The following is a 24818-nucleotide window of genomic DNA, read 5'->3' as shown; positions in this document are numbered from 1 at the left end:
ATTTATCGCCTCCTTTTTCTCTTCCTCAGCAATTCGTCGTCAGCCGCAGGTGCGTAGCTCGGTTTGAGCAGTTCCTTCATGGCACTCTCAATCTCCCTGAGGGCAGATTTTTCCGGATGTTTTATTTCGTTCGTTTGCGGATTACTCTGAGTGAAAATTGCCAAATGATGGTTTTCCGCATTCCGGTTTAGGATTTCTTTGATGTCCTTAATCTTCAGTTTGCTGGTGATCTCCGAAAGTTTGTAACCGGGATGGTACTGCCTCTGGGTATGGTCGTTGATGTCCTTTAATCTAACAATCCGCATCCCCGAAATACCGTCCTTCACATTCTGCGAGAGCGTCACTCTGTAACCACATCTCCGCATATAATCGACCAAGTCATCAAAATTTCTTGAGACCTTCAGACAGTTTTGCAGCACTTTCAGCATCTGCTGCTTTTTTTCCTTTCCGATTTCCACATCTGTTTTGAGGTTCATCTCTTTGCAAACATTTCTCACTGATTCACCGAAGCGCTTTCCGATATTGGCAGATTTTACCGTGCATTTACCATAAACATCTATGCGGTTCACGATGAAATGGATATGTTTCTGCTTCGTGGAATTGTGGACATCCAGGACGACCTGGTTATTTTCTGTAAGTCCCACGTCTTTCAATGATTTTAAAGCCAGTTCCTTCAATTCGTCGTTGGTCAGTATGTCTCCAATTTCCTTTGCCGGAGAAATGTAACCTGTGAGAGCCCATTTCTTTACATTCGGATTTCTCTCGGCGACAATCTTCATCTCTTCAAATCTTTCCTCCGGCGTTGTTGAAAGCAGGTTGTTGGAATAAATACATTCTGCCGTGCCTTTGTCGTTGCCATTGTATTCAATCGCGATCTTACTGATCCTCCTCGTCGTTGCCGAATTGTTCATGCTTGATGATTTGTTGGTAGAGGAATTCTCTGATTAATTTGGTGACGGTGTGAATTTCTTCAAGGATCGCTTTCTTGTTTTCAAACTCGTTCCATTCTCTGTTCCTGAGCAGATTGGATATCCTTATAAAGTTGTTGCCGTAATTCAACAGAACCGCATCGGTTTGAAACTCGTTAACTTTAATTTCCTTTTCGGTAGAAATCAGCCTTAAATATTTTGAAATTTTCAGGTTATATTTTTCTGCTTCCTTTCGAATTTTCTCAAACTCCTTTTCGGTAAAACGAACTGAGACTACCTTTGAAAAGTGGTTCGCCGTCTTCTTTTTCAAACCTCCCTCTCTACCGATTTCTCGGAACCGGTTCTTTCTTTTTTCTTCTGCAACCTTTGCAATTTGCTGCTCGGAAATCTGCCTGACAAACTGTTTTAAAAAGTCATTTTTCATCTTGTGTTTATGTGGTGTTTAATTTTTTTATAATTTTAAACTATGGGCTTGAATCGTAGTTCCAGACATGCGTTTCCGACGATAGGAGGAAACCAAAAAGCCCGATTTTTACGGCAAGCATACGCTTGTTGTAAACATTGGGTACTTTTTGCACTAAATACATGGCAAGTTTTTACCCAGCTTTTTTAGAGTATCCCACCTGTGCTTATTTTGCGCAGCCCGGCTTGTATAAATCTTCATCTTTTTCTCCTGTAAATATTCCGGTTTTCCTCGGACTCGTGTATGGCTGTTTGATTTTTTTCAAGCTTATTTTCAAGTGTCTTTTCTTCCTGTGATATCAGGAAATCATTCAGATCTTGATGAGGGAAATATTCATTCGACCGGTCATCTGCCTCCGGGAATATTTTCAAAATTGAATCCCGGCACTGTTCGCCGGCGCGATCGTTATCCAGATACATTTCGACAGATTTATAATTTCTAAAAATCCCTGATGCCTTGCGAACCATGGCGACAGAGTTCAGAATTAGATGGTCGGAAGGTGTCTTTTCTTGTGCTAAAATTTTAAGGGAGAGGTAGTCGGTAAAGCCCTCGAAAACCTTTAGGTTTTCAGAATTATTTTTTATCGTGGTGATATCCTTTTTTCCAAGACAGATTTTGGAAAACCTGCTGCGGATCTCGTAGCCTCCCGAATCGTTTTTGAATCCTAATCCGAAATAGTTCTTCCCATTCATTTCGTAATGAATTTCCTGAAGTTCAGATTTTTGAGATTCGAGTTTTCTATATTTTAAATATTCAATCAACGCTGGATGTGACACTTCTTTTACTTCTAATATTTGATAAGATTTAGTTTCTTCTTTTGGATTGTTTAAATTTCCCTTTTGCTTTTGAAAAGAAAAATCAAATTTTTCAAGATATTCAAGAGCATCGGATACAGTGCATTGTTTGAGCTCCTGAACTATCGACACGACATCGTATTGTTTTCCAGTGCCAAAATCAAAGGCAATATTTTTCACATAATTCACTAATAAACTTGGCGTTCGTTCTTGTCGATTGATAGCATAATAATAGGCTGTTTTCGGATGTTCTTTGCTTGGGAATAGAGAAAAACTTTCCATTACTTCTCTGATGCTGATATTTTCGTTGGCTTGTTTGCAGTTCATCTTTTGTGTTTTTTAAAGTTTATTTTTTTTATATCCAGTTATGTTTTTACCGTTTTTCTATACCTGCCTACCTAAATATTGAATATCAGTTAGTTATATCATTTTATAACTTACCTTGTTGTTACCTGTTAATTGGATCCCTTCTTTAACGATGGTAGTTTAGGTAAAGTCTTATCTATTTTATTACCTTGATAAAAATTTGAAAATGAGTTCTGTAAGTCCACTTAGGTAAGTAGGTAGGATAAATTGAATGTCAAGGATTTAAACTTTCTTTCAGTCAATCTTTCTTCGGATCAGGTAGCCGTAAACCTGGAGTTTCGGATGCTTGATTCTTTCATACTTGAGCCTGGTGAGCGCCTTTCCGACCTTGATGTTGTTCAATCTTAAATTCAGGGCGTTGTTCATTGCCACAACGATGTCCGTCGCCGTAAGAAAATCCTTGATGTCCTTCGATTTCTCGAAGTGTGCGGAAACGATTTCCTGCTCAAGTGAAAGCTGGGAAAACTGCTCGTTCCTCAGCTCATTAGCCTCTATGTCCGAGAGCGTCATTTCCGGTTGGTAATTTTTTCTTTCAAAAGCATTGTGGTACGCCTGCGCCCATACCTTGTCTATGTCTATTTCCTTGGAATAATTGAAGTCAATGCTTAAAACTTCGAAAACCAGCCATCTTACGCTTCCTGTCTCGTCGGTAAGGAAATCTGTTCTGTTGGTTGAGGCAACAAAGGAACATATCCTATCCATGTTCTCCGGCTTTCTCCCATACGGCACCCTTACTTTCGCGCCGCCCATCGAGATGAAGGATTTCAGGGTGTTGACATCCGATTTGGACAGCACGGCCAGCTCGTCCGCATTGAGGATGAAATTTTTGCAGATGGCAATGATGCCGTCCTTGTCCACTGTGACATTTTCGGAATAATAACCCCTAAGCCCGTCGGGAATGAGGAACCGCAGGAAGGTGGTTTTGCCCGTGTTCTGTTTGGAGCTTGCCAGCACGAGGCACTGCTTGTTGACATAGTCTTTCTTCAATGCGCAAAGCACGGCGCGGGTCAGCCACTTCTCGAGATGGTAGCGGAACGCTTCGCTGTCGTTGGTCCGAACAAATCCCGCCAGCTTCCGGATATGGTCTTCGCCGTCCCAGCCCGCGAGTTTTTTAAAGTATTCAGCTATCGGGTTGTATCTCTTTATCAGGTGGCTCCGAACGAGGATCTCCAGCTTCTGCATGGTGATCTGCATCCCGGCCTGTACGAGTTCTATCAGCAGGGAGTTGATGTTTAGCTCTGTCCAGTCGTCCTTTCCCTTGAGCGATATTTCTATCTCCAGGGCGATGGCGTTAAAGCGAAGGTCATACTTGCTTCCCAGATACTTCATCACCATATCGAAAATGGTAGTGGTCTCGGAAGCGGTTTGGTAGAGTACTGGGATTTTTTGCTCTTCAGCCGGCTTGTTGGTTATTTCTTCCATCGCTCCAGAATTTCCTGCTCGAATGCATCGTAGTCATCATTTTGTATTTCCTCCACATTATCCCCCAGAAGATAAGCTTCCAGGTCTTCTTTGCGAAAGTAGATTTTCTTTTGCCCCTTCTTTTTGTAGGCCTTCAGTTTGCCGTGGTGTTTGAGTTGGTAGAGATAGTCCGGATCCAGGTTGAGGAACAGCGCGGCCTCTTCCTTGGAATAGATCTTCTTGGTTCCGAGGGCGAGCATCTGTAGCGCCTTGGAGGTAAACTCTTTTTGCGAGTTTACCAAGGTGGACATTTGACTTTCTAGCGCAGCTAGTCTTTCTTGGTCTTTCATTTCGTTGAATTTTGTTGAGGCCAAGATATTTCCCAAAGAAATAGCCGCCTAAAAGCGACTTAAAAAGTTTTTTGTAAAATAAAACAACCTAAAGAAATGTGCGTTCAATAGGAGGTTTTGTTTGATAATGGTTTAGTCAATAAACCATTAAAAGCGACTAACTGTCGCCTTTATAATTCTGGTTATCGGACAAATATGATTTTTAAAGAGAAAATGTTTTTTTGGATTTTAGACTATATAGTCGCTCCTTAAAATGTGTTTAACATATTGAATATTAGTGTTTTAATCAATATTTCACTTGTGTTTTCTTGCAGGCTTTTGTATCTTAGAGCCTTAAAACCTTGCAAATATGTTGGGAAAAAATCCAGAGAAACTGCCAGAATTATTCCGTCCTATGTTGATAGATTTTATTGATAATACGCACGAACTTGTTTTGCTTGCAGAAAAAGTTGATTGGAATTATTTTGAAAAAGAATTCGCCTCCCTATATTCCAAGAAAGGAAACGCAAGCCATCCGATCCGGTTTATGGTGGGCTGTCTGCTTCTGAAACACCTTTACAATTTGGGCGATGAGACTTTAGAAAAAGCCTGGATTATGAATCCTTACATGCAATATTTTTGTGGCAGGGTTTTCTTTGAACACGAGTTTCCGTGTGACCCGAGCAATTTGGTTCATTTCCGAAAAAGAATTGGCGAGAAGGGAATTGAGAAAATCTTCGCCTACAGCGTAAGGATGCACGATGTAAAGACGAAGACCTCGAACTTTGTTTTATCAGACACTACTGTTCAGGAGAATAATACCACTTTTCCCACCGATGCAAAATTGTGCAAGAAAGTAATTGATTATTGCAACAAAATAGCCGAAAAAGAAGGCATAAAACAAAGACAACGCTACACGAAAGTCAGTAAACAATTGGTTCGTGACACCTATAATGGCAAACATCCTAAGCGAGCCAAAGGAGCAAGAAAATCTGCAAGACGATTAAAGACTATTGCCCTGAGGATGGTACGCGAACTGGAGCGCAACTTTACTCCTGAACAAAAAGAATTCTACAAAGATTTACTCGCTCTTTACTCCAAAGCCGTCACTCAGGAAAGAAAAGGTACCGATAAAATTTACAGCCTGCACAAACCTTTTACCCAATGCATCGCCAAAGGAAAAGCGCATAAACAATACGAATTCGGGAATAAAGTGGGCTTGATCACCACCGCTAATAAAGGAAAAAAAATCATTCTCGCAATTAAAGCATTTTTACAAACCCCTTATGATGGTCACACCATTGAACCACTTTTGGAACAAATGGAAACAGGTGGCCAACCCCTTCCCAAAGAACTGGTTTACGACCGTGGCGGAAAAGGGAAATCGGAAATAAAAGGAGTGAAAATCTCCATTCCAGGTCCACCGAGAAAAAAAGACACCCTCTACCAGAAACAAACAAAGCGCAAAAAATTCAGAACCAGAGCTGCCATAGAGCCTATCATCGGACATTTAAAAACTGATTTCAGGCTGGCTAAAAATTACTTTATGGGAGAAACGGGGCCTCAAATCAATGCCTTCCTAGCAGCAACTGCCTGGAATATGAAGAAAATGATGGAGATTCTTAAAGCCAATCTTCGTTGGCTATATTTTTCTTTGCAGAATTTCCTCTTTGCTGCATATTTTTTCACAATAAAAAGAAAATATTTATATTGTTAAGGAACGACTATATATCATCCTGAACATCGCTGTTGGAAAGATATTTTGAGAGGTTCCTGCTGTTTATTGGCTCTTCTGCGATATTTCCGAGCCTGTCTTTTGCCGAGGTGACGGCGTTGATAATTTTGCAGGTTTCGGCTTGGGTTATTGTGCCGGATTTACAACTTTCCATAACATTAGTAAAGGCCGATAAAAAGTCCAAAATAGGCTGTACGCTCACGCCGTTCCTTGCAGGCTTTGTAAACAGAATCTTTCCAGAGTTTTTCTTCCGCAGTAAAAAGTCCGATAAAACCCTCTCGGAATCTTTAGAAATAAAATAATCCCGCAAAATGTCATCAATGACCATATTCGGATTCTTTTTTATTTCAAAAGCAAAATCGGATTCCTGTAGGATATTATTGTTGTGTTTTGCGAGTTCGTTGGTTTCAGATAAAATGATTTGTTGATTATTTAATTCGTTTGAAATCTTAGTGCCAACTTTCAAAAATTCTCTTTTTAACTCATTGGAATGGTGTTCTATTTTATCTGCCGCGTCTTGCTTTTCTCGGAACTCAAACCTTTCGCTATAACTGTTTTTCTTGAATTTTTTGAATGCCTGAATTGGCTTAAATGGGTGTTCCATTTTTACCTCGAACAGTATTACGGCAAGAATTTGAAGAATGATATAGAATAGGATTTGGGTAAAGTCGATCTTCTCGGCATGGATATCTTCCAGTATTTTCCCGCCCCAGAAAAAGGAAAGCGACAATGAAACCAAAAATAAATTCAAAACGATTAAAAACCGCTGGGTGTTCCACTCGTTATACCAGTTTGCCTTTTCCTTGGAGTAATAGTTTATCGCAAACGGACTGAACTCAAACCAAAGCCGCCCTGCAAGATAGAAGGGGACAAGGATTGTAAAGGTTACCATTAGAATATATATTGCGATATAGAAGTTAGTCATAGATAACGTACTAAAATATTCTTACACAAAAATAGCATTAAAATAAAATACTTTTGTTCGTGAAATGTTCGTGACAAATATAAAAAAAGACACTCACATTTCTGTAAGTGTCTCATTTTCAGTGCTCCTCTTGCTGGGCTCGAACCAGCGACCCTCTGATTAACAGTCAGATGCTCTAACCAACTGAGCTAAAGAGGAGTGTTTTCCTTTGCTTTAAGCGTGTGCAAATATAAAAACTTTTTTAATTTCTCCAAAATATTTTTGCAAAATTTTTACTAAAATTTTCCGGTAATCCACTTAACTATGTCGTTTCCAAAGATTAAGACCATTAAACCTAATAAGAAAATTACGCCGATCATTTGTGCATTTTCCAAAACTTTCTGCGGAACTGGCTTTCCGGTGATCATTTCCCACAAGGTAAACACCACATGACCTCCATCTAAACCCGGAATCGGAATTAAATTAAGGAACGCCAACCATACCGAAAACATCGCGGTAAAGCTCCAGAAAAATTCCCAATTGATGGTTTCTGGCATTTGTTTGATGATCCCAATTGGTCCGGAAACTTTCTTGTAACCTTCAGTAGTGGTATTGAAAACAATTTTGAACTGCTTGATCTGCATCGTAAGAACATCAATTGTTCTTGTAAAACCTCTTGGGATAGCTTCTAAAAATGAGTACTTTTTATTTACTGCGGCTTTGTCAAATTCAGCAAGTTGTATTTTTTTGTTAGGAAAAAATCCAATAGTGCCATCATTAGATACTTTTATGGTATTATTTAAAGTTTGATTATTTCTAACAACTGAAATTACAGCTTCCTGATTTTTAAGATTTTTCAACTCATCAGAAAGCTGGTCAAAGTACTGGATGGATTTCCCATTAATTCCTACAATTTTGTCTCCTTTTGTTAATCCACCAATTTCGGCACCGCTTTTTGGAAGAATACTGTCTACCACAACCGGAAATCTCGGTGAGAAATATGCCTTGGCTTCATTCGCTTTCAATACATCTGCTACACCATTTTCGTTCACAGGGAAGGTAACTTCTTTTCCTTTTCTTAAAACGGTTACTTCATCCGCAAAGAGCATATTTACAGTAGAAGTCTCGAACCGGTCTGCTGTTTTTCCGTCAATTTTCAAAATCTTATCACCCGTTTGAAGGCCCATTTTACGCCCTTCGTCACTTACTGCAATTCCGTTTTCAAATTTTGAATTGTCGTGGTATTTTTCACCATTAAAAAATGATAATGCCGAGTAAATAAACCAAGCCAAAAAGAAGTTCACCGTAACACCTCCCATCATAATAATTAGGCGCTGCCACGCGGGTTTGCTACGGAATTCCCAAGGCTCAGCTGGTTTTTTTAACTGTTCGGTATCCATGCTTTCATCTACCATTCCGGCGATTTTCACATAACCACCGAACGGAAGCCAGCCAATACCATATTCGGTATCACCTATTTTTTTCTTTACCAACGAAAACCACGGATCGAAGAAGAGGTAAAATTTTTCAACTTTAGTTTTGAAGAGTTTTGCTGGAATAAAATGCCCTAATTCATGAAGGATAACCAGAATTGAAATACTCAATATGAATTGAAATAATTGGATGAGTGTCATTTATTTTTATTAAAATTTTAAATAATTGCGAAGATACGAATTATCAAAAGTATGCCAAAACGAAAAGGCTCCCAAATGGGAACCTTTAGTGTTATTTTTAAGAGGTTTTCTTAGAAAGTAAATCTGAAACCAGCGTTAAATCTTCCCGCTTCAGCATCAGAGTTGTCACCAATGATGAATCTAGGTCTCCAGTCCATTGAAAAATCAAGTGGAGCTCCAGGAATTTTAAAATCCAAACCTAACATTGCGGATGGAGCAAATTCTGTAGACCCATCACCAAAGATGATTCCAGGACCTGCACCAACATACCACTGTAGTCCGTTCACTCCTGCAAAAGGTTGGTGGTACTGATAGTTTGCCTGTGCTAAGGTTGCACCATCTGCAAACAATACGCTGAATTCTCCTGCGTGATTTGCTTTGAAGAAATGTTTCACATGTGGACCAACGAAGGTTGAACCATCACCAAAATCTACCAATACACCAGCTCCGGTTTTGTAGGTTTGTGCTTGTGCCTGGGAAACTCCTAACATTGTTGCCGCAGCGAATGCTGCAACTGCGAATAACTTTTTCATAATAGTAATTTTAATTTGTTATATTTTGTTTAATGTATTTTATAGATTGATAGAGACACCTAAACTTCCATTATTACCCGCTTCTAAAAATACTCCGAATTTATCATTAAAGAAATATCTTGCTCCAAGGTGAACGCCTAATCCAAAAGTATTTCCCAAAACTCCAACATCTGCTCCAGGATAAATATCCCACTGTTCAGGCAATCCCAAAGCATCCTGCAAATGGAAATTTACGCGTCCAAATACAAAAAAACTATTGTCCTTATTATCATCTTTGTACCCATCGAAATACAGATTTGCTCCACCACCTAAGGAAATTAAATTACTGATTCCGTAATCATAAGTTCCGGTAATTCCGGTTCCATTTCCCCAACCGCTCAATCCGACTTGTACTTTTTGGTCTCCACTTCCGTTCCATGCTTGTGCAAATGATGTTTGAGAAAGTGCAACCACCATCATCATAAAAAATAATTTCTTCATATAAAAAGTTTAGTATAAATTGTGAACATCAAAAATAAGACCAAAAACAGAAGGTTTTTTGATATTCCATATATATTCCGTACATTTAGTGAAGCATTATGCCAATTTATTATGCAAAATATTACAGTTTCCGGACTTAATCTTGATATCCGGTGGAAAGAAAAAAAGAAAAATTTTAAGCTCATCGAAAACTCGATGAAACTAATAAAAACGGACCTTATTTTACTCCCCGAAATGTTTCCTACAGGATTTTATATGAAACCCGAAGAAGTTGCAGACCGAAACAGCGAAACCTTGGAATGGATGAAAAAATTTGCAAAGGAAAAAAATTGCGCGGTGGCAGGAAGCGCATCAATAATGGAAGGAGAAAATTTTTATAACCGTTTCTATTTCGTAGAACCCAACGGAAACTATCATCAATATGACAAGCGTCACTTGTTTTCATTTTCAGGAGAAGATCAAACCTACTCGGCTGGGAAAGAAAGGATCGTTGTAAACTACAAAGGTTGGCGAATTTTGTTGCAGGTTTGTTACGATCTTAGATTTCCGGTTTTCGCGAGAAATAATGACGATTACGATGCAATTTTATACGTAGCCAATTGGCCGGAAGTAAGAATCGATGCGTGGAAAACCCTTCTGAAAGCCCGCGCAATTGAAAATTTAGCTTATGTTTTTGGTTTAAACAGAATTGGAACGGATGGAAATAATTTGCATTATCCTGAAAGTTCATATTGTTACGCGCCGGACGGCACTTTGGTTTCAACTACTGAAAACAATATTGTATCCGCAGAATTCAATGCAGAAAAGCTCCTGAAATTCCGAGAGAAATTCCGGTTTCTAAACGATCGCGATTCCTTTGAAATAATTTAGTTGGATTGATTCGCAAAATTTTGCAATAAATTGGTAAGCGTATTCACATCATGAACTCCGCTTTCCTTCCAAAGAAGATTTCCATTTTGGAAAACCGCCAATGTCGGAACTCCACGCACTCCGTATTCAGCCGCAATTGCAGGAAATTGGTCGACATCTATTTTCACAATGCGCGCCAAATCGCCCACGTTTTCCTTAACGGTATTGAGAACCGAAGATTGCACTTTGCATGGTCCACACCAAGTGGCAAAAAAGTCGATTAAAACCGGCTTTTCAGAATTGATAAGTTCTTGAAATTTCTGTGACATTTTTTAAAAAATTAAAATCATTAAACAAAATTATCCTTTCAATTTATTTTCCAGCGACTTCCAGTTTCCGCCATTATAAGCTTCGAAACCATTTTGCTCGAAGATAATTTTTGCAGAAGCGCTTCTCATACCACTTGCACAACACGTGATAATGGGCTTTTTCAGATCGAGCTTTTTCATTTCGGCAGCTAATTCTTGCAACGGAATATTTTTAGAAAATCTAATATTGCCGTTGCTGAATTCTGCGGGAGTTCTCACATCAATAATTTGTGCCCCATTTTCTACAAGAGCCTTATAATCAACTTTGTTTTTACCGAATAATTTCTTGAAAAAATCGATCATTTTTGTAGTTTTTAATATGGCTTACAATGTTTTGCTTTGGCAAACAAAATTACTTTTTGGAACACTCGTTTCCTTTATTTTATTGAAACCACCATCAATTTCGGTGAAATTCCTAATTCCTCTTGAATTTAAGATACTTGCTGCGATCATACTTCTGTATCCACCTGCACAGTGAATGAAGAAATGCTCATCATTATTTAAAGCATTTGCCCATTCATTAATATCTGCTAAAGGTCTGCGATAAGCTTTTTCCACATGTGCAGCATCATACTCGGATTCTTTTCTTACATCGATTACTTTGGAATCGTCACTAAATTTTGCTGCAAATTCTTGAGGTGAAATCCTGTGAATCGTATCAATTTCTTTACCTGAATTTTTCCAAGACTCGAAACCCCCTTCCAAATATCCTAAAACATGATCAAAGCCAACTCTGGAAAGTCTAGTAATCACCTCTTCTTCTGTTCCGGGATCCGAAACCAGTAAAATAGGCTGATGTACATCTACAATCATTGCGCCAACCCACGGTGCGAAATCTCCTTTCAAACCAATATTTATCGAATTCGGAATAAATCCCTGATGAAAATCTGCAGCATTTCTGGTATCTAAAACCAAAGCACCCGTATCTTCAGCAACTCCTTCGAAATCTTCTGCGCTTATTGGCTGATTGGATTGATGCAGGACATTGTCGAAAGATTCATAGCCACCTTTGTTGAGCGCGACATTCATACCGAAATATTTCGGTGGAGCAGAAAGTCCGTCGAGAACTTCTCTAACGAAGGATTCCTTATTAGGCTGTTTTAGTGCGTAATTGGTCTTTTTCTGATTTCCCAAAGTATCTACCGTTTCTTTCTGCATATTTTTTCCGCAGGCAGATCCGGCGCCATGAGCAGGATATACGATAATATCATCAGAAAGCGGAACAATTTTGTTCTGCAGACTGTCGTACAGCAACCCCGCCAACTCTTCCTGAGTCATATGTGCTGATTTTTGCGCCAGATCCGGTCTTCCCACATCTCCTAGAAACAAAGTATCTCCAGAAAAAATCGCAGTTTCTTTCCCGTTCTCATCGATCAATAAAAAAGTTGAACTTTCCATCGTGTGACCTGGCGTATGGAGCACTTTAATTTTAATATTTCCAATTTCGAAAATCTGATTATCTTCTGCGATAATCGCTTCAAAATCGGGTTCTGCAGTTGGTCCATAAACTATTGGTGCTCCGGTTTTTTTGGACAGATCCAAATGTCCTGAAACAAAATCGGCATGAAAATGCGTTTCAAAAATATATTTGAGCTTCACTCCGTCTTTCTCCAGCCTGTCAATATACGGTTTAGTTTCTCGCAAAGGATCGATGATTGCCGCTTCTTTTTCAGAAACGATATAATAGGCACCCTGTGCAAGACATCCTGTATATATTTGTTCTATTTTCATAGTATCATTTTAAATACCTGACAAATTTCGTGAATTCGCCAGCAATATACACCAGCGATAAATTGAAATAATCGATTAAGGTGTATGGAATTAATTATATTCTGTCACATTACCGTCTTTGTCGGACAGTTTTCCTGCCTGCCCTTCCTGGGTGAGCTCCCACATGTACTCTTCATTCGTAAAAATGGGATTGCCGCTTGGGTTAACTGTTTTGGCAGATAGTTTCTGTTCTTCCTCCCCTGCTTTCCGAATTTTTACAGCAACCACATCACCTTCTGAGAAATAGGTTACTGAAATCTCTTCACCTGTAGGGCTTTTCAGTGTTAAAGGTTTCTGAACTAGTCCTATTTCAGTAGATTTTTCATTTTCTGTTGACACTGAATTGGTTTCTGCTTTTGTACAAGAATTCATTAAAAGCAAAGCGAAGCCTGCTACGAGTATATTTTTCATGTTTAAAATTGTTGTTTTAAAAATATTTCCTTGATGATGATAAAAAGTCCCATTCCCAAAACGATCCATCCAAAAAGGGGTTTTAGTTTTCGGCCATCCATTTTTTTTGAAACTGCAATGCCCGCAAAGATTCCCAGCACGGATAAACCGGTAAATCCAAGCAGAAATCCCCAGTCATGGCTCACCATCTCCATGGTGCTGATGAATCCCAAAATAGAATTCATCGATATGATAAAAAGTGAGGTTGCCACCGCTTTTTTCATATGAACTCCCAGCAGCATTACAAGTGCGGGAACGATTAAAAATCCACCGCCGGCACCAATTAATCCTGTAATAATGCCGACCAGAAGTCCTTGCGAAATTAAAATGGTATAATTGGTATCCTCAAAAGTCTGCAGTCTTGGCCTTTCATTTTTTCTGATCATTTTATATGAAGCGATCAGCATTAAAATCGCAAAAAGCAAAAGCAGAAACATATCTTTTGTTAGGGTAATTCCCCACCGATTAATGATATAGTGCGGCAAATGCGGCAGAATAAGCCTGCGGGAAAACAATACTCCCAAAATTGAAGGAATCCCAAATGTAAACGCGGTTTTAAAATCAATCTGTTTCTGTCTAATGAAGCCTACAGAACCTACCAAACTTGTAATTCCCACGACAAACAACGAAAGCGCAGTAGCGGTAACCGCATCAAAACCAAAAACATAAACAAAAATCGGAACACTCAAGATACTTCCGCCACCTCCGATGAGGCCCATTACCAGTCCTATTATTAATGCCGAAAAATATCCTAAAAACTCCATCTGTTATTTTTTTGGCAAAACTAGCTTATTAGATTAAGAACCAGCGTAACCTTTGTTACAAGCCACTGTAGCTACATTTAGCCAACGGATTGTATTTTATATGAATGATCACCAATCTTTACACTGTCTCCGATTTTCTTTCCTTTAAACCCTTCAAATATAGGAGCGTTATCCGAAAAGGAAATCACTTCTTTACCATTAACTTCGAAAACTGGCACCGAAATTCCGACGAATAAAAAGTTTTTATCGGTTTCGATTACACTCCCCTTTTCGATCATATGGTGACTTGATTCTTTCTCGTTCATCAGAAAACTGAGATTTTCATCAGCCTCGCCCAACATCTTTTCAAAACGCAACTGCATATCTTTAGCCTGGGATTGCTGAGAGAAATCTTCCGGATCGTGCGTGCTTTCTTCATCCATATCCGAAGCACTTTTATATTGATTTACAGATTGCTGCAAGCTTTCTATAACTTTACGCTGCTCAGCGATCAGCTTCTCAAGAATTAAATCCCTTTTCATTATTTTCATTTTTTGATGGTCAACAAATTTACTAAAAATATCTGCCTTTTTCAGGGTCGAAATGTGATTTTTGAATTAAAGATTTTAAAAATTCAGATTCAGATTAAGGTAAAAATTTCTTCCGGGACGCGGAATTTTATTCCAGTCAGCATACGTTGTGTAAAGTCGGTCGAATATATTTTCAACGCCAATTTTAGTTAAAACTTTCACCCCAATAAAGCGGAACTGGTAACCTGCATTAACATTAAAGATTGTGTAATCCGGCGTTTCTGTTTCACCGTAAACAGTTGCAAAATCACGGTATCTGGAATTGCCGAAAACTGAAAATTCTGCGGAGAGTCTGTTTTTGTAAAATTGTAATGCCGAACGGTAACTCAACGGACTCATAAACGGAAGATTTTCTTTGCTGTAATCCTTTCCGCGGGCATAGGTAAACTGCGAATTCCATTTTAGAAAAGAAAAAAGCTGAACCTGCGTATTGAGATCTGCATTAAAAATTGTGGCATAATCCAGAGAGCCATATTGCTTTACACCCTTTCCACCAATCGTCATCGGTACAAGTCCTTCTATAACTTTCCCAACGATATAATCTGAGATATGGAAATAATTTGAAGAAAGTTTTGCGGAAATTCTTTCATTTTTAAAGGCGACAAACGCATTCGCTTCCAGCGACGATTCATTATTTAGGTTGGGATTTCCGATATAATCATACTTTTCGGAACTGTTGAAAAGGTAAAAACCATACCCTTCCGAAACCGAAGGCGCGCGGTCGCCGTAACCCCCACCAATACCAAACTCAAACCCGTTTGCTGAATACTGATATTTTGCAGAAATACTCTTCAGCATCCTGTTTTTCTGGGCATTCATCTCAGGATAAAAAATCTGCAGACTGTTCAGCCCAAATGCACTTTCTACTTTATTGGAGTGAAAACCCAAAGATCCGGAAATCTGAAGCGAAGAATTTCCGTTCAGATTAAAATGATCATCAAGGTAGATCCCCTGAAACAAAGTCCTCACCTGAGGCCACGTATACATAAACATCAGTTTTTCGGTGGAATTGGCTGGATACATCGTCATTTCAGCAGTTGACAAATTCGAAAATCCATTTAAGTTTATAGTAAAATGATGATCGGGCAATTCTGCAGACAGGTTGGTAAAATAGCCAAATGTTTTGCTCCAACCTGGCATATCCATATGGATGGGAACTGCGGGACGTTTGGTATCATCCATTCTGTGCGTGATGTTATTAAAATAAACCTTGGTTTCCCAGTTGGTAAAGAAATCTGAAACGGGAATGAGCTGAAATTTAAATGAACTGATCAGCGCTTCGGCCAGTGAAATGTCCATAGGCAAAGCCGGATAACCTACATCTGTTGCTTTATCGTAAATCACGGAGGCTTCGAGCATTTTATTGTCGCCTAATTTAACTCCGGAATTTCCTGAAAAATTAATTTTTCGGAATTGTGAATAAGAAACTTCAAGGCCACCACCATCCTTATAATTGTCGGCATCTCTGGACATCACATTAAAATCTGCGAAAAATTTTGGCGCTTTAAAGGCCGCAGAACCGCCGAAAATTTTCTGTCGGTTAACGCTTTCAAAACCGGAATTAACCCCGAAACTCCATTTTTTTTCACCAAATCCTGTCCGGTTTCTTTTCAGATCAATTGCTCCGCCAATCGTGTTGCCATGCGCTGTTCCGGCCTGTCCTGAACTTATTTCCGCTTCTGAAAGATTCGATACTTCCACATAAGAAGTCACCGGATCCATCTTGTCGGTGCACGCCCCGAAAATCCTCATACCATCGATGGTTATTATCGTTCTTTCGGTTGGCATATTATTCAGCAAAGGCTCCCAGGCGTAAGCTCCCCGCTTTATCATTTCAATTTTTGCTGATTTCTGCAGGTATTCATCAATGGAACTCAGGGGTTTGGAATCCTTCGCAGAAATTCGGTTGGTACCGATAACCACAACTTCCTGAATGCTGTGGTGCTGCAGAGAATCCGGATTGATATTTTGAGCAACGGCTGCCACAGCAATAAGTATTGAAATCAGGACGAAATTCTTTTTCATTATAATTTGTATTCAAAAATGAAAGAAATGTCCGTTCTGGCTGGCTAAGATGACCAACTTCAGGAAAAGAATCCTTTGAAAACGGGCATTCAAAATGCTAAAAAGACTGCGAAAAATATTTCTTAGAATTCGATCTCGAAAAACAATGATGATTCAGGATTTTGTTCCGTAACTTCTTCACCTTTCAACACTGTTCCGGCTGCGTTTGCGAGCTGCAGATTAATCTTCCAGTAACCGGTCATGGTAAGCGAAAGTTTTCCGTTATACAGCTTTCCGGCTGAAGTTTGGGTCGCGTTCACATTATTTGGCGAGCCGTGATTTCCCATTCCCGGCATTCTGGGATCGATTTTCACGGTGTAACCGTTTACCACAGGAAAAGTCATCATATCCTGCATTTTCCAAACCCCAACCGTCAAGTCATTAACAGCAACTTTTGGTGTTCTCGGTTCGATATACGCAACAATATATCTTGTATTGTCGCTGCCTAAAAAAGAACTAACCCGTCTTTTTAACGAATTGGGAACATCAACGACGGTGGTTGCTGTATAAGCCATTCCGTTTATTGAATAGTCAAATTTCAGATCCCAGTATTCCGTCGCGTTTTGTGGCATTTGAAATACAAGATATCCAGCGTACAGCGTTCCATCCGGCGTAACTTTAGTGACTTCGGATTTTGGCCCGGAGTGGCTCATGGTTGTCATGTGCATTACTGGATTCCAATTTACTGTCGCATTTTTTTCATACTGATTATTTGATTTATTTTTGATTCTGAATTTAAGTTCGTTATAACCTAATTGTGTCGTTCCGGTGACTGTATAAAGTTCGATGGTATGGGTGTCGTTTGAGAATTCTTTAACCTTAGCCAGACCTTCGAGTTCGTTAACTGATGGTGGAGTTACAGGATCATCTGATGTTCTGCAGGAAATAAGGAAGATTGAAAGGGCAAAAAGTGCCAAGAATATTTTTAGTGAAAATTTCATTTTTTATAAATTTTAAGATTGGAGAAATTGTTCTAAAGACTTTGTCTTTAAAAAAATAGGAATATGCTGCTCAAAATCGAACAGTAAGATAAAATGAAATTTAAACTTGCGGCGGATGAGGAAGAATGTTCAGATAAATTTTCAGCAAATCAAAATCTTTATCTGTATTAATCTTCTGGCGGGTTTCGAAATCTGGATTTTTCGTGTCGACAATTGCAGTTTGCGGTGAAGGTAAAATGTTAAATTCAAAACTGTATTTTACTACCTTTAGCAAAGATTCTTTTTTGCTGCTTTCCTTCTGCATCTCGCATTTACCGTGGCAGTTCAGCTCGGGTCTAGCCTTGTTTACGCAATGAATTTCATAGAAATCCCTGTTGATTTGATAATCGACCAAAATCAGCGAATTCTGAAAACTTGCCAGAAAAATTAACGTGGATAATATGGTAAGAAAAAACCGTCTCATTTTGACAATTCAAATTTAAGACTTTTTTATCCGGATTAAAAAATGATTTTCATCATCACCTTAATGACTAATCTGTTCGAAAACTTCTGAAGTCTTTCAATATTTTTTTATCTTTATAAAATAAAACTTGATTCAACATGGCAGATAAAGCGAAATTTATTGAAGAGCTTTCGGCAAGATATTCTCCAAAAGGAGATTTCATAATATTGGGAAAAGGGATGCTCGATGGTGAAGTTATACCTGAAGTAAACGTTACTCTTCCCCTGAAAACCATTAACAGACACGGCCTTATCGCCGGCGCTACCGGAACAGGAAAAACAAAAACTTTGCAGGCTTTTGCCGAGCAGCTTTCCCATAAAGGAATTCCGTCTTTAGTTCTAGACATCAAGGGAGATTTTTCTGGAATTGCAGAACCGGGCTCTGAAAATGCAGTCATTACAGAACGTTACGCAAAAACCCAACTTAGCTATCAGCCACAGGCTTTTCCGGTAGAATTGATGACCATTTCCGGTGAAAAAGGTGTAAAACTGCGCGCCACAGTAACGGAATTCGGGCCCATTTTACTCTCGAAAATTCTGGAACTGAATGACACCCAGCAAAGTATAATTTCAATTATTTTTAAATATTGCGATGACAAAGGTTTGCCGCTCATCGATCTGGAAGATTTGAAAAAAGTCCTGCAGTACGTCACCGACAATCCACAAGGGAAAGCAGATTTAGCCAATAATTACGGCTCTATTGCACCGGCATCTTTAGGCGCAATTCTCCGGTCAATTGTGTCGCTCGAACAACAGGGTGCCGCACAGTTTTTTGGGGAGCCAAGTTTCGATGTGGAAGATTTACTGCACCAAAGAGACGGAAAAGGAGTTGTAAATATTCTGAGGGTCGGAAATATCCAGAGCAAACCTCAATTGTTTTCTACCTTTATGTTGTCACTTTTTGCGGAAATCTACATGACTTTTCCTGAAGAAGGCGATTCCGGCAAACCAAAATTGGTTTTATTTATCGATGAAGCGCATTTAATTTTCAATGAAGCGTCCAAAACTTTATTGGCACAAATTGAAACCATGGTGAAACTAATCCGCTCGAAAGGAGTTGGAATTTATTTTATCACTCAAATTCCTGGTGATGTTCCGGAAAATGTGCTTTCTCAATTAGGTTTAAAAATACAACATGCCTTAAGAGGGTTTACGGCAAAAGACCGAAAAGAAATCTCCAAAGCAGTTGAAAATTACCCAATTACAGAATTTTATAAAGCGGATGAATTGATTCAGAACTTAGGAATTGGTGAAGCATTTATCACTGCGCTGGATGAAAAAGGAATTCCTACACCTTTGGTTCATACTTATTTGATCTCACCTGAATCTAGAATGGATGTACTGACTGATGCGGAAGTTTCCGATCTTACTTCGCGGTCCGCTTTGGTTGCGAAATATGAACAGACCGTTAACAAAGATTCTGCCTACGAAATGTTGGCAAATCGTATGGAACAAGCCACACAGAACACATCCACTACACAAAAATCCCGACCTGTAAAAGAAGAACCGGGGATGTTTGAAAGCGTAATGAAATCTCGAGCTGGAAGAACTTTCACAACAACTTTGGCAAGAGAAGGTGCAAAATTTGTATTGGGAATGTTGGGTTTAGGAGGTAGAAAAAGATAAATTGCCCCAAGCAAAGAAGAAGCAAAACGAAAAATGTATTCAGTAATCGATATAGAAAGTAACGGAGCCGGTTTCCGAAAAGAAAGCATCATTGAAATCGCCATTTATAAATATGATGGTCATGAAATTGTAGATCAATTTATCTCTTTGGTAAATCCGGAAGGCGAGATCACACCGTTTGTGCAAAAACTCACCAAAATTTCACCAAAAATGGTTAAAACCGCTCCAAAATTCCACGAAATTGCTAAAAGAGTGGTCGAAATTACCGAAAATACAACTTTGGTAGGTCATAATATTGATTTCGATTACCGAATGCTTCGCCAGGAGTTTAAACGGCTCGGTTACACATTCAAAATCAACACTTTAGACACCATTCCTTTAGCTAAAAAACTCATTCCTGAAGCGCAAAGTTATTCATTGGGAAAACTGGTGAAATCCTTGGGAATTCCTCTGGTTGATCAGCACAGAGCTTCAGGCGATGCCAAAGCGACTTTAGATTTATTCAAGTTACTGATGATCAAGGATAAAGATTCCGAAATCATTCAACAACATCATGAAGAATTAAATGCTAAAACGTACCTCAATAAAGTAAGAAATCTCACCCAAGATTTACCATCAGAAAGAGGAATTATTTATTTCCAAAACGCGGAAGGAAAAATCATTCACTCAGATTTTAGCGATGATTTGAGTAAATTTGCAAAGATTCTTTTTAATACTAAGTCAAAAAAACTGGTAAAAATCCAAGAAGAAGTTGAACAAATTTATTACGAATTAACAGGTAATGATATTCTCGCCAAACTGATGATGAAAACGAAAGGTTTGCATAAAAGAGAAACACTTCCGTTTGGACTTTTCCATAAAAACAACAAGTATTTTGTTGAGAAAGTTTCCTTGCAAAAAGAGGCAAAACCTTTACTAAAATTCAAATCATTCACCCAAGGTTTGAAAGCGGTAAGCTTCCTCAAAAAACAAGAACAATACGCAGATCCAGCCGTTTTAGAACAAAAAATAAGTTTAAAAAACAGAAATGAAATGTGGATTTCCGCAGGACGAACGCTGGGCGAAAAATCTTTCCTTATTTTTGAAAAAGGCCATTTAAAAGCTTACGGATTCTACGATTTGCACACACAAATCAGCACATTGAAGAAAATTGATGCATTGAAAATCCCAGTAGAATCAACCAGCAGCGATTTAAAAAACGACCTTCAACTGGCGATTCTTAGAGAAGACATTGAAATAATTCCTCTTCCTACAAAATAAAATAGTGCAGAATTAAATAAAAAAATTTAATTTTGAAAAAAATTTACAAAACAACAGATCGCATGACTGCTAAGAAATCAATAAAGAAATTTGCAACTAAGGGGAAAAAGCTTTCCACTAAGGCAAATATTGTTCACTGAGAGCTGTTTTGTTGATCGCTAAATAATCAAGCAAGCTCTTTCTGGGCTTGCTTTTTTGATTTTAAATTAATTAAAAATGACCAATAAAGATTTACTGAAAATTGCCGAACAATACGGTACTCCAACTTATGTTTACGACGCTGAATCTATCAAAATTCAGTATGAAAAACTTACCACATCGTTTCACAAAAGCACTAGATTTTTCTATGCTTGCAAAGCGCTTTCGAACATCAACATTTTAAAATATGTAAAAAATCTTGGCGGAAATCTAGATTGTGTTTCGATTAATGAAGTGAAATTGGGTTTGAAGGCCGGTTTCGATGCGAATAAAATTCTTTTCACTCCGAATTGTGTTGATTTAGCTGAAATCGAAGAAGCCATGTCTTTAAAAGTTCATATTAATATTGATAATATTTCAATTCTTGAACAGTTTGGCAACAAATACGGTGGATCTTACCCAATTTTTATTAGAATTAACCCGCATATTTTCGCAGGTGGAAACTACAAAATTTCCACAGGTCACATCGACTCGAAATTCGGAATTTCTATACACCAGCTTCGCCATATCGAAAGGGTAATGAAAACTACCGATCTTAATGTAGAAGGATTACACATGCACACCGGAAGCGAAATAAAAGATCCTGATGTTTTCCTTCAAGGTTTGGAAATCATGTTCGAACTGGCGGAACATTTCCCGAATTTGAAATATCTGGATATGGGAAGCGGCTTCAAAGTTCCTTATCAAGACGGCGATATGGAAACCGACGTGAAAGAGTTGGGTAAAAAAGTAGAGAAAGCCGTGGCTGAATTCTCGAAAAGCTCAGGAAAAAAATTCGAACTTTGGTTTGAACCCGGGAAATATCTCGTGAGCAAGAGCGGGCATCTTATTGTAAAAACCAACGTCATCAAGCAAACTACAGCAACGGTTTTTGCGGGAATAAATTCAGGTTTCAACCATTTGATCCGTCCTATGTTCTACGATTCTTACCACATCATCGAAAATCTTTCGAACCCAAAAGGTGCAGAAAGAATTTATACCGTGGTCGGAAATATTTGTGAAACCGACACTTTCGCCTGGGACAGAAAACTGAACGAAGTTCGCGAAGGCGATATTTTGGTGTTCCGAAATGCGGGAGCTTATGGTTTTGAGATGAGCTCCAATTTCAATTCGAGATTGAAACCGGCTGAAGTTTTGTTTCTCGATGGGAAAGCGCATCTCATCAGAAAACGCGATGAATTCGAGGATTTACTGAGAAACCAAGTCGAAGTTCTTTAAAAATGTAAGTTATATTCAATTAAAAATGTTATGAAAAATTTAGTATTCCTGTTCTTTTTTGCATTCACGTTTACCCATGCGCAATATGTGGTAGAAGATAACGATATCACGGAAAATGTAAGAGATGTGGTGAAACAAACCATCGCGTTGGACCTGAATGCTCCATTGGAATTTTATCGTTTGAAGTGTGAAAATCCGGAGTACGCTCAGTTTCCCGGAGGTGAAAACTCTTTCAAACAAGCACTTTCGAAAAATATTCAGAATGATTTGAATTCCGGACTTTATTCGGTCAATGGGACTTTTGAATTGCATTTAAACATCAATAAATCCGGTAATTTGCAAAGTTTTAAGCTTTTACCAGAAGTTTTGAACAGCAATTTGCTTTACCGAGATGTGGAAATAGCATTGAGAAGGATGAATCCAAAATTTAAACCCGCAACTTGCAACGGAGTTCCCGTGGAATCGAAGTTGAGGCTGAAAATAAATTTCAGAACGGATAGTTTTGATCTCTAAATGAAAACCTTTGTAGGCAGCTGCAAAGTTTTTTTTCGAAAAGCGATCATTGTCCTTCTCTAGATTAAAAAACTTCTGACATTCTGTCACAAAAATTCTTTATCTTTGCAAATTAAAATCTACATTAAAAGTGCGCAGAAAAACGTTCTTTTAATATCTAATTTCTAAGAAAGTGCAAGAAAAATATATCGACGAAAACAAACAAGGCGAAGCTTTTGCAATTGCTGAAAAACCCCAAAACACGAAGAAACTGTTTTTGGAAAGTTACGGCTGCCAAATGAATTTTTCCGACTCAGAAATTGTAGCTTCAATCCTTAACGAACAAGGCTATAATACAACTTTGAAACAAGAAGAAGCAGATCTAATTCTGCTCAACACTTGTTCAATTCGTGAGAAAGCGGAACAAACCGTGAGAATGCGCCTGTCTCAATTTAAAAATTTAAAAAAAGAAAAACCTAATCTTACAGTTGGAGTTTTGGGATGCATGGCTGAGCGCTTGAAAACCAAGTTTTTGGAAGAAGAACAATTGGTTGATTTGGTAGTAGGACCCGATGCGTACAGAGATTTACCCAATCTTTTAAAGGAAACCGAAGGTGGAAGAGATGCAATAAATGTTATTCTCTCGAAAGAAGAAACTTATGCAGACATCAATCCGGTTCGTCTCGGCGGAAATGGAGTTACGGCGTTTGTAACCATCACTAGAGGTTGCGACAATATGTGTACTTTTTGCGTAGTTCCTTTTACCAGAGGGCGCGAAAGAAGCCGCGATCCTCATTCTATCATTCAGGAGTGCAAAGAATTATGGGAAAATGGTTATAAAGAAATCACACTTTTAGGTCAAAATGTGGATTCCTATCTTTGGTACGGCGGTGGAGCAAAAAAGGACTTCAAAAACGCTACCGAAATGCAAAAATTAACCGCGATTAATTTTTCACAACTCCTTGATATGGTTGCGGTTGCAGTTCCAAAAATGAGAATTAGATTTTCAACTTCCAATCCGCACGAAATGACCGAGGAAGTTTTCAAAGTTATTGCAAAACACGAAAATATTTGCAAATACGTTCACCTTCCTGTACAAAGTGGAAGCGACCGAATTTTAGAAAAAATGAATCGCCAACACACGCGACAGGAATACCTGGATTTAATCAAAAAAGGAAAAGAAATTGTTCCCGACATTTCTTTTTCGCAAGACATGATTATTGGATTTTGTGGCGAAACAGAAGAAGATCATCAACTTACTTTATCATTAATGAAAGAAGTGGAATACGATTATGGTTATATGTTCGCTTATTCTGAAAGACCGGGAACTCCAGCTCACAAGAAAATGGAGGATGATGTTCCTGCGGATGTAAAACAAAGACGTTTAGCGGAAGTTATTGCGTTACAAGGCGAACTTTCCCGAAAAAGAATGGCGAGTTATGTAGGAAAAGTCCACGAAATCTTGATCGAAGGGATTTCTAAAAAGAACGAAAACCAATGGAAAGGCAGAAATTCCCAAAACGCAGTTTGCGTTTTCGATAAACTGGAAGGACAAAAATTAGGCGACATTGTGTCTGTTTTTGTTCACGGGAATACGCAGGGAACGCTTTTGGGGGAAACAATTTCGTAATTAATGTTGACTAGCTAATTGAATGAGATTTGAAATTATAGAAAGAAAGAAAAATTATTTGGGATTAATAACAAATTCTCAATGGGCATTAATTGCTTTATTCTTATTTCTTTTCTTAGTATTAAAATTTATAGAAAATCAATATATAGATTTTGTAATGCTATTTTTTCTTTTCACACTCTTAGGAATAATTGCATATCGATATATGGATTATGAAAAGCTAAATTCAATAGTTATCGGTGATCTAATAATTGACCAGAATTGTATCTTGATTAATAATCAAAGAATCAATTTTGAAACCATTCATTCTATCAACTTAGATATTAATCATTATTTCAGCGAATTACAAAATATAGGTATTAATGATTTTTATAAACCACAGTATCTTATTGGAAAAGGAAATTATTTTGAAATTATTACAAATAACAACCTTGAATATAAGGGCGAATTTTTAATAAATAATAGAATTGATTTTCTAAATTTAAAAGATTTTACTTTTAATCAAATCTAA

26 protein-coding genes and 1 tRNA gene are annotated in these 24818 nt (G+C 38.3%); 8 read left to right on the top strand and 19 right to left on the bottom strand.

Going from position 1 to position 24818, the window contains the following annotated elements; translation table 11 throughout:
* Positions 1 to 2 precede the first annotated feature (2 nt).
* The 5 genes from H0S70_RS11595 to H0S70_RS11575 form a co-directional block, all read right to left on the bottom strand.
* Positions 3 to 911 (bottom strand): relaxase/mobilization nuclease domain-containing protein, encoded by a 909-nt coding sequence (locus tag H0S70_RS11595; RefSeq protein ID WP_188320909.1) that lies wholly within the window; start codon positions 909 to 911, stop codon positions 3 to 5.
* Entirely contained in the window at positions 877 to 1353 is a 477-nt protein-coding gene (locus H0S70_RS11590; RefSeq protein WP_188320908.1) for a plasmid mobilization protein, read from the bottom strand. Before H0S70_RS11590 ends, H0S70_RS11595 begins: the two co-directional genes overlap by 35 nt.
* A 236-nt stretch (positions 1354 to 1589) precedes the next feature.
* The gene (locus H0S70_RS11585) at positions 1590 to 2513 is read right to left on the bottom strand and encodes a toprim domain-containing protein (protein ID WP_188320907.1); all 924 of its coding nucleotides are present in this window, start codon (positions 2511 to 2513) and stop codon (positions 1590 to 1592) included.
* A 273-nt stretch (positions 2514 to 2786) separates the two neighbouring features.
* On the bottom strand, positions 2787 to 3974 hold the full coding sequence (locus H0S70_RS11580; RefSeq protein ID WP_188320906.1) for a VapE domain-containing protein: 1188 nt from the start codon (positions 3972 to 3974) through the stop codon (positions 2787 to 2789).
* Positions 3962 to 4303 carry a helix-turn-helix domain-containing protein gene (locus tag H0S70_RS11575; protein WP_059344231.1) on the bottom strand — a complete coding sequence of 114 codons (342 nt, stop codon included), beginning with the start codon at positions 4301 to 4303 and terminating at the stop codon, positions 3962 to 3964. The genes H0S70_RS11580 and H0S70_RS11575 overlap by 13 nt, the downstream gene beginning before the upstream one ends.
* 349 nt (positions 4304 to 4652) lie before the next feature.
* On the opposite strand from H0S70_RS11575, the gene H0S70_RS11570 reads away from it, so the two are divergent.
* Entirely contained in the window at positions 4653 to 5999 is a 1347-nt protein-coding gene (locus H0S70_RS11570; RefSeq protein WP_088263474.1) for an IS5 family transposase, read from the top strand.
* 7 nt (positions 6000 to 6006) lie between these two features.
* Here the strand turns inward: H0S70_RS11570 and H0S70_RS11565 are convergent, their stop codons facing one another.
* From H0S70_RS11565 to H0S70_RS11545, 5 genes are all read right to left on the bottom strand, one after another.
* The gene (locus H0S70_RS11565; protein ID WP_188320905.1) at positions 6007 to 6909 is read right to left on the bottom strand and encodes a hypothetical protein; all 903 of its coding nucleotides are present in this window, start codon (positions 6907 to 6909) and stop codon (positions 6007 to 6009) included.
* 157 nt (positions 6910 to 7066) lie between these two features.
* A tRNA-Asn gene (locus H0S70_RS11560) sits at positions 7067 to 7140 on the bottom strand.
* Between the two features lie 77 nt (positions 7141 to 7217).
* Positions 7218 to 8555 (bottom strand): RIP metalloprotease RseP, encoded by a 1338-nt coding sequence (gene rseP, locus H0S70_RS11555; protein ID WP_123904005.1) that lies wholly within the window; start codon positions 8553 to 8555, stop codon positions 7218 to 7220.
* Between the two features lie 110 nt (positions 8556 to 8665).
* On the bottom strand, positions 8666 to 9127 hold the full coding sequence (locus H0S70_RS11550) for a hypothetical protein (protein WP_188320904.1): 462 nt from the start codon (positions 9125 to 9127) through the stop codon (positions 8666 to 8668).
* Between the two features lie 39 nt (positions 9128 to 9166).
* Positions 9167 to 9607, bottom strand: coding sequence for a DUF6646 family protein (locus tag H0S70_RS11545; protein ID WP_188320903.1), 441 nt, complete (start codon positions 9605 to 9607; stop codon positions 9167 to 9169).
* Positions 9608 to 9718: 111 nt separating this feature from the next.
* On the opposite strand from H0S70_RS11545, the gene H0S70_RS11540 reads away from it, so the two are divergent.
* Entirely contained in the window at positions 9719 to 10477 is a 759-nt protein-coding gene (locus H0S70_RS11540) for an amidohydrolase (protein ID WP_188320902.1), read from the top strand.
* Here H0S70_RS11540 and H0S70_RS11535 read toward each other — a convergent pair.
* From H0S70_RS11535 to H0S70_RS11495, 9 genes are all read right to left on the bottom strand, one after another.
* Positions 10474 to 10785 carry a thioredoxin family protein gene (locus H0S70_RS11535; protein WP_031504476.1) on the bottom strand — a complete coding sequence of 104 codons (312 nt, stop codon included), beginning with the start codon at positions 10783 to 10785 and terminating at the stop codon, positions 10474 to 10476. The two genes, H0S70_RS11540 and H0S70_RS11535, sit on opposite strands and share 4 nt — an antisense overlap.
* Positions 10786 to 10815: 30 nt before the next feature.
* Complete coding sequence (locus H0S70_RS11530) at positions 10816 to 11127, bottom strand: rhodanese-like domain-containing protein (RefSeq protein ID WP_188320901.1); 312 nt, start codon at positions 11125 to 11127, stop codon at positions 10816 to 10818.
* A gap of 21 nt (positions 11128 to 11148) precedes the next feature.
* Positions 11149 to 12555 carry an MBL fold metallo-hydrolase gene (locus tag H0S70_RS11525; protein WP_188320900.1) on the bottom strand — a complete coding sequence of 469 codons (1407 nt, stop codon included), beginning with the start codon at positions 12553 to 12555 and terminating at the stop codon, positions 11149 to 11151.
* Between the two features lie 90 nt (positions 12556 to 12645).
* Positions 12646 to 13005, bottom strand: a complete 360-nt coding sequence (locus H0S70_RS11520; RefSeq protein WP_123249174.1) for a hypothetical protein — start codon at positions 13003 to 13005, stop codon at positions 12646 to 12648.
* A 2-nt stretch (positions 13006 to 13007) separates the two neighbouring features.
* The gene (locus tag H0S70_RS11515) at positions 13008 to 13808 is read right to left on the bottom strand and encodes a sulfite exporter TauE/SafE family protein (RefSeq protein ID WP_188320899.1); all 801 of its coding nucleotides are present in this window, start codon (positions 13806 to 13808) and stop codon (positions 13008 to 13010) included.
* A 77-nt stretch (positions 13809 to 13885) separates the two neighbouring features.
* Complete coding sequence (locus tag H0S70_RS11510) at positions 13886 to 14338, bottom strand: hypothetical protein (RefSeq protein WP_228453731.1); 453 nt, start codon at positions 14336 to 14338, stop codon at positions 13886 to 13888.
* Between the two features lie 75 nt (positions 14339 to 14413).
* Positions 14414 to 16402, bottom strand: coding sequence for a TonB-dependent receptor plug domain-containing protein (locus H0S70_RS11505; protein WP_188320898.1), 1989 nt, complete (start codon positions 16400 to 16402; stop codon positions 14414 to 14416).
* 122 nt (positions 16403 to 16524) lie between these two features.
* Positions 16525 to 17382 carry a hypothetical protein gene (locus H0S70_RS11500; RefSeq protein WP_188320897.1) on the bottom strand — a complete coding sequence of 286 codons (858 nt, stop codon included), beginning with the start codon at positions 17380 to 17382 and terminating at the stop codon, positions 16525 to 16527.
* A gap of 100 nt (positions 17383 to 17482) precedes the next feature.
* Entirely contained in the window at positions 17483 to 17845 is a 363-nt protein-coding gene (locus H0S70_RS11495; RefSeq protein WP_188320896.1) for a hypothetical protein, read from the bottom strand.
* Between the two features lie 137 nt (positions 17846 to 17982).
* Between H0S70_RS11495 and H0S70_RS11490 the strand changes: the two genes are divergently transcribed.
* The 6 genes from H0S70_RS11490 (at position 17983) to H0S70_RS11465 (ending at position 24818) form a co-directional block, all read left to right on the top strand.
* A complete protein-coding gene (locus tag H0S70_RS11490) occupies positions 17983 to 19509 on the top strand; it encodes a helicase HerA-like domain-containing protein (RefSeq protein ID WP_188320895.1) in 1527 nt (508 codons plus the stop codon).
* A gap of 33 nt (positions 19510 to 19542) precedes the next feature.
* Complete coding sequence (locus H0S70_RS11485) at positions 19543 to 20769, top strand: 3'-5' exonuclease (RefSeq protein ID WP_188320894.1); 1227 nt, start codon at positions 19543 to 19545, stop codon at positions 20767 to 20769.
* Between the two features lie 216 nt (positions 20770 to 20985).
* Entirely contained in the window at positions 20986 to 22185 is a 1200-nt protein-coding gene (gene lysA, locus H0S70_RS11480; protein WP_188320893.1) for a diaminopimelate decarboxylase, read from the top strand.
* A gap of 30 nt (positions 22186 to 22215) precedes the next feature.
* A complete protein-coding gene (locus tag H0S70_RS11475) occupies positions 22216 to 22698 on the top strand; it encodes an energy transducer TonB (protein WP_188320892.1) in 483 nt (160 codons plus the stop codon).
* A 172-nt stretch (positions 22699 to 22870) separates the two neighbouring features.
* Positions 22871 to 24307 carry a tRNA (N6-isopentenyl adenosine(37)-C2)-methylthiotransferase MiaB gene (miaB, locus tag H0S70_RS11470; RefSeq protein WP_123249165.1) on the top strand — a complete coding sequence of 479 codons (1437 nt, stop codon included), beginning with the start codon at positions 22871 to 22873 and terminating at the stop codon, positions 24305 to 24307.
* Positions 24308 to 24329: 22 nt separating this feature from the next.
* The gene (locus tag H0S70_RS11465) at positions 24330 to 24818 is read left to right on the top strand and encodes a hypothetical protein (RefSeq protein WP_188320891.1); all 489 of its coding nucleotides are present in this window, start codon (positions 24330 to 24332) and stop codon (positions 24816 to 24818) included.

Origin of the sequence: Chryseobacterium manosquense, assembly GCF_014623485.1 — a bacterium.
GTDB lineage: Bacteria > Bacteroidota > Bacteroidia > Flavobacteriales > Weeksellaceae > Kaistella > Kaistella haifensis.
Note: the sequence above shows the minus strand (reverse complement) of the source record. Positions and strands in the feature narration are given on the sequence as shown.